Consider the following 6,236-nt stretch of genomic DNA (forward strand, 5'->3'; position numbering starts at 1 on the left):
TCCCATCTTCTTAGGGTTTGGATGGAAACACCCAGTGTTTTAGCTGCAACGCCAATACTAACATATCTACTCATTTGTATATAATAATATAGAAATAGGTAGATTTCAACTAGCAGTTATTAACCCTTTCGGCTTGTAAAATCAGCTCAAGCTGCCAAACAAGTATCCATCGTCATGCGACCAACAGTTTTGTTTAAGAACTGCGCATTTAAAATAGCAACCAAAACTTATACTAGATAAGCCATCTATACTATGTGGGATCAGCATTTTTCAAAAATACATCATATAAACAGTAAGTTATTTAATTTTTATAGTGAAGATTAAAATAGCCTACAAACACATATCATAAAAAATATTCATATGACCTATAAAATAAATTAGAAAATCATAGCTCGATCTACTAAAATCGGTTTCTTTTGTTTACATCTTATTTCTCTCCCATGACGAATTTACGCACACGGGATATTATTGCCTTGGGTTTTATGACCTTTGCGCTGTTTATTGGTGCAGGTAATATTATTTTCCCACCTATCGTGGCACAGCAAGCGGGCGAACACGTCTGGCTTGCTGCGCTCGGTTTTCTCATTACCGCAGTTGGCTTACCCGTGATTACCATTATGGCGTTGTCACGTGTCGAAGGTTCTATACAAATTTTAAGTTCGCCTTTAGGCAAAATCGCGAGCTTAATTTTAACAGTCGTCTGTTATTTAGCGGTTGGCCCGCTTTTCGCCACACCACGTACCGCTACCGTATCTTATGAAATTGGTTTCTCTGCCTATTTTGGCGATTCCGCGAGTACCTTATTCATTTATAGCGCCATCTATTTTGCCTTGGTGATGTTAGTTTCACTGTATCCACACAAAATTTTAGATACAGTGGGCTATGTACTTTCCCCGCTTAAAATTCTGTCATTACTAATTTTAGGCATCACTGCATTTATTATTCCGACAGGTACAATTTCACCTGCCATTCACAATTATGTGAACAGTCCTGTATCTGAAGGCTTTATTAACGGTTATCTCACTATGGATACCTTAGGTGCATTGGTATTCGGGATTGTGATTATTAATGCGATTCGTTCACGTGGCGTAACTGATAAAAAACTCATCACCCGCTATGCGGTATGGGCAAGTTTAATTTCAGGGATCGGTTTAACTTTAGTTTATCTAAGCCTATTTAAACTGGGGATGGGCAGTCACGATGTTGCCGCCAATGCCAGTAATGGTGCAGTCATTTTACATGCCTATGTGCAACATGCTTTTGGCGGATTTGGCTCGGTATTTTTAGCTGCAATGATTTTTATTGCCTGCATGGTTACGGCAATTGGACTGACATGCGCATGTGCTGGATATTTTGAGCAAATTACTAAAATTCATTATCGCCGTTGGGTATTTATTTTAGTGGGCTTTGCCTTTGTTATTTCCAATCTTGGACTCACCAAACTCATTGCAGTTTCAGTGCCTATTTTAAGCGCGATTTATCCACCTGCAATTGTGGTCATTCTACTCAGCTTTTTCTGGGGATTATTCCGTATTCCAACCCGCGTGATTGCACCTACTGCCGCAGTTGCATTGCTCTTTGGCATCATTGATGCAATGAAGGCCGCAGACTTAGCTAGATTCTTGCCAACCACACTGACCAATTTTCCCCTGAGTGAACAAAACCTCGCTTGGTTGATTCCTGCATTACTGATTTTTGTATTCGCTACAATTCATGATCGAATGAAAAAATAGCCAGTACGGACTTCGAGCTCGGCTATTTTTTCAAGTCATGCTCTATTTTCGAGCTGTATTGTATTAAAGTCGTGTTTTATCCAAATACGAATTTAAGTTAGACAATAATTGTCAGGTTTTACCCAAACCCGCACTTATTGTTTCTTGTGCTAAAACTGCCTCTTTTTAAGGCAATTTATCAGTCATGATAATAGCAACCCAAATAATTATTTGGTATAAATAAACAAATGAAATTAAAATATTTTCAATAAAAAACTAAAACAAAATAAATCATTCACCCATTTTAAGCAGAGCTCAAATTAACGCTAAAGTCGTATAGTCGCCCTCAAAATTAGCTGGCATAAAATATGCAAGTACGATTGAAATCGTATTTAAATGGCTTAAAAAACACACTACTTTTTATTATTTTGTAAATAAATGATAACAAATAGTAGTATTTCATATGAAAATGATGTTTTTTATCAAAATATGACTATAAGGGCTTGAAATAGTTTGCTAAACAAGGTAGAACAATAAAACCAATCTGACTAAAATGCTCTGATTTTAGTGATTTATAACAAGGAGGGATGGAGATGTTTTCACATTTCAATACGCAAGTCTTCATTAACGCTCTGAAGGCTAACCAAAATCTAGTTACTTTTTTAAGCACCACTTTTGCACTGATGCTGACCCTATTGCTCCAAGGCTCAATTCAAGGCAACTTGAAACCAACCTATTTTTTATATGCCTTATTGGTATGTATAGCCTTTGCGATTTGGACATCCATTGACCAAAAGTTTCGTGAACATAAAAACGTAGAAGTTCATTAATCTTACCCTAGCACCCACTCATTTTAGCTTTTTCGCTTTCACTTTGCGGCAGATGGATCACTCCTCTGCCGCCAAACTCAAAAAGTAGATTCTAATCATCATTCCTGATCTACAGCAAAAATCTCAAAATCTTCTACGGGCTACCAAGAAAAAATTAAACTGAGCAATTAGAATTACAACAATCCATAGATTGCGCCAAGCAATAACACACTAGTCCCACCCAATTCAGCCACAATCAATAACAGCATCGCCAAACTCATGCACCAACTTGGCAATGTCCATGCTGCAATTTGATGCGGTTGTTTAAATTGATTAGTGGTATCTTTAAGCAATCCATGCAAGATATAACTCAGAATAGAAAAGCTAAAAAATACTAAATTTAGAATCACACAAATTAAAATTACAGTGGCATCCCAAATACAAAAATAAGCCAAGACCGCTAAAATTAAACTTGCAGGTGCATATAACAAACTACTGCGATGTGCGATATCCACATAATAATGAGCACGCGCTTGGGCAGAAGCACGAATTTGCCAATATTTCCACACGCCTGTAAGCATCCCCACCCACAAAAATATTCCACTGAAAATAATCGCAAGGCGCACTGCCAAAGATAAACTTTCCATGTTTAACACTCTTTTATTTTTCGTGTGGCTATTTAACTACACTCGCAGACTACTAAGCTTGACTTTAGAGTCAGAATAAATACAAGTTTCTTTTTGGAACTCGTGTAAAGTAACTTTATTCTCATCATCCTTAAAACATTATGAGCACATTTGAAAGCTTAAATATTATATGTGCAGATGGTTATGCCCTCGCTGCCCGTTATTATCCAAATCAATATACACAAGCACAGCGTCTACCCGTCTTGATTTGTCCCGCGACAGGCATTACCAAGAATTTTTATCACGCTTTTGCCACATGGCTAAATGAACAAGGCTATGCTGTGCTGTGTTTTGATTTTCGTGGTATTGGTGATTCGTTACACGAACCATTGAAACAATGTGAAGCCAGTATTGTTGATTGGGGGCAGTTAGATATTCCTGCAGCAGTAAATACTTTGCTGCAAAAAACGCAAGCTGAACAAGTGGTTTTATTGGGACACAGCGCAGGCGGACAATTACTGGGGATTAATCCTGAATATCATAAAGTGGCAAAAGTCGTAGCTGTTTCAGGCTCTACAGGCCACACAAAAGGTTTAAAAGGTCGTACTCGCCTACTTGCCCCTGTGATGTTTAAAGTTATTTTTCCACTTGCCAGAATCACACATGGTTATGGCCCAACCAATGCAATTGGCATGGGCGAAAACCTACCTAAAAATGTGGCCCAACAATGGGCACAATTTTGCAGCAAACCCGGCTATGTCATCAATGCTATAGGCAAAACAGTTTCACAGCATTATCACGATAAAATTCGTTGCCCGATTACTGCTATTTGGAGTTCGGATGATGAGATTGCCACCGAAGCGAATGTGAAAGATTTACTCCGTCTCTATCCCCATGCATCGACTAATATGATTGAACTTAAACCAAAGCGTTATCAGCATAAAGCCATTGGGCATATGGCGATGTTTAAAAAGTCACATCGAAATTTATGGAATGTGATTGAAAATCAATTGGCAGTTTAATTTTTAGTGGCGAAGTCACATACAAATTAAACATTTGTTTTAGTTTCTCGCTTTTTCTTTTCCCTGTTTAAGCAACCAAATTTGTAATCCTGTTTGGTTGTTTCTTTTTTTCTATTCCATGCCACATTTCATGTTCAGCTTTTAAAATCCAGACTTATCGCTGATACACATTTTCAGGATGAAACATCACAATCTTTTTATTACACCATAAAAAAGCTCCACCATTTCGGTAGAGCTTTTTGAGTGATTTAATTCAAAGCTTAGTAATTAGCGTAAGCGAATCATCACAGTTTTAATACGGTTACCATCAAGTTCTGTCACTTCAAAGTGCACACCTTGATAATCCAACTGCGTGCCGACCTGAACTTCACCTTGGGTTTTATCTAAAATCAAACCTGCAACGCTAATGTAGCCTGCATCTTCTTCAATCAGATCCATCATACCCAGTTCAAGTTCAAGCTGGTATAAATCCAGCATACCTGTTGCTTTCCATTCGTTTTCATTGGTTTTAACCAAATCTAACTGTTCGTCTGCATCAGGGAATTCACCTGCAATCGCTTCAAACACATCAAGCGGTGAAATCAAACCTTGAACATTACCAAACTCATCGCTGACTAAAACCAAAGAACCTTTAGAGGTACGTAACGTATTGATCGCATCAATCACTTTCATTTTTTCAAAAATGTAAATTGGACGCTGACGTTTAATTAAAGCTTTAAGCTCTTCTTCTTCGTCCAATACATCCAACAACTCTTTGGCACGTACAATACTAATGACTTTATCTAAACTACCACGACACACTGGGAATAAGCTGTGTGGTACAGATAGAATCTGTTCGCGGATTTGTTCAGGTGAATCTTCAATATCGACCCATGAAATTTGGCTACGTGGCGTCATAATTGATGCGACTGAACGCTCTGCCAAGGTCAAGACACCACCAATCATGTAGCGTTCTTCATCTGCAAACGCTTCTTGCGCTTCGTTATGCAAATCAGGGCTACTGGTTTCAACTCGCCCCCCCATCAATTTTAAAATTGAATCTGCAGTACGGTGACGTAACGGAATTTTTGCTTCATGTTTTGCAACATTGCGCTGACCAAATTGGTTAAACGCTTCAATAGCAATCGCAACACCAATACCCGAATAGATATAACCTTTAGGGATATGGAAGCCAAAACCTTCTGCAATCAAGCTGATACCAATTAATAGTAAGAAGCTTAAACACAAAATCACCACTGTTGGATGACGGTTCACAAAAACAGTTAATGGCTTAGATGCAAGTAACATCACCAACATTGCAATCACCATGGCAACCATCATCACATAGATGTTGTCGACCATGCCAATTGCGGTAATGACTGAGTCTAAAGAGAAAACTGCATCTAGAACAACAATTTGTGCTACAACTGCGGCAAAACTTGCATAAACCACATTGGTCGTGACTTTGACTTCGGGTTTGCCTTCCATCTTCTCATGCAACTCTCCTACCGCCTTATAGACGAGGAACAAACCGCCACCCAAGAGAATGAGGTCACGCCCTGAAAAGGTTTTTTCAAATAAGGTAATTAACGGTTCGGTTAAAGTAACCAACCAAGAGATTGCAAATAACAATCCTAAACGCATAAACAACGCTAAAGATAAGCCAATCACACGGGCTTTATCACGCTGTTCTGGGGGTAATTTTTCTGCAAGAATTGCAATAAAGACTAGGTTATCAATACCTAATACGATTTCTAGAATAATAAGTGTAATTAAACCAACCCATATTCCCGGATCTAATAAAAACTCCATTAGTTCATAGCTCCGAGATAGTTAGCAGAAATCGAAATATAAAGTAGACCTGCGCACGGCGACGGATCCATAAAAGTAACCTTTTTAGCAATAGATAGCTTAATTATGCACAATCTTGAACATTTGTAATTAAATTTTTAATTTTTTTGACTCTGTACACGACAAATTTCACAGAACCCTTATCCTATCAGGATTCTGCTTTCTTAAAATTGCCAAAATTTCCTTAAACTCTTCTTTTTTCCCAAAACCAATTAAACGCTGAATCGCCATTTGAAC

At 38.1% G+C, this 6,236-nt stretch carries 5 protein-coding genes and 1 pseudogene; 3 read left to right on the forward strand and 3 right to left on the reverse strand.

Annotated elements, in window-relative coordinates; genetic code table 11:
- Nucleotides 1-74 (reverse strand): annotated as a pseudogene (locus AC07E5_RS10275) (IS607 family transposase); the annotation flags it as partial.
- A gap of 366 nt (nt 75-440) precedes the next feature.
- Between AC07E5_RS10275 and brnQ the strand changes: the two are divergent.
- Nucleotides 441-1,733, forward strand: a complete 1,293-nt coding sequence (brnQ, locus tag AC07E5_RS10280) for a branched-chain amino acid transport system II carrier protein (protein WP_154320787.1) — start codon at nt 441-443, stop codon at nt 1,731-1,733.
- Between the two features lie 572 nt (nt 1,734-2,305).
- A complete protein-coding gene (locus tag AC07E5_RS10285; RefSeq protein ID WP_004976747.1) occupies nt 2,306-2,542 on the forward strand; it encodes a hypothetical protein in 237 nt (78 codons plus the stop codon).
- A gap of 173 nt (nt 2,543-2,715) precedes the next feature.
- Here AC07E5_RS10285 and AC07E5_RS10290 read toward each other — a convergent pair whose 3' ends face one another.
- Nucleotides 2,716-3,168: a hypothetical protein gene (locus AC07E5_RS10290; RefSeq protein WP_004976749.1), complete on the reverse strand. Its 453-nt coding sequence runs from the start codon at nt 3,166-3,168 to the stop codon at nt 2,716-2,718.
- Nucleotides 3,169-3,308: 140 nt separating this feature from the next.
- On the opposite strand from AC07E5_RS10290, the gene AC07E5_RS10295 reads away from it, so the two are divergent.
- Nucleotides 3,309-4,169 (forward strand): alpha/beta hydrolase family protein, encoded by an 861-nt coding sequence (locus AC07E5_RS10295; RefSeq protein WP_104851904.1) that lies wholly within the window; start codon nt 3,309-3,311, stop codon nt 4,167-4,169.
- Nucleotides 4,170-4,436: 267 nt separating this feature from the next.
- Here the strand turns inward: AC07E5_RS10295 and AC07E5_RS10300 are convergent, their stop codons facing one another.
- Entirely contained in the window at nt 4,437-5,960 is a 1,524-nt protein-coding gene (locus AC07E5_RS10300) for a TerC family protein (protein WP_498625398.1), read from the reverse strand.
- Between the last annotated feature and the right edge of the window lie 276 nt (nt 5,961-6,236).

Source organism: Acinetobacter seohaensis (assembly GCF_056431365.1).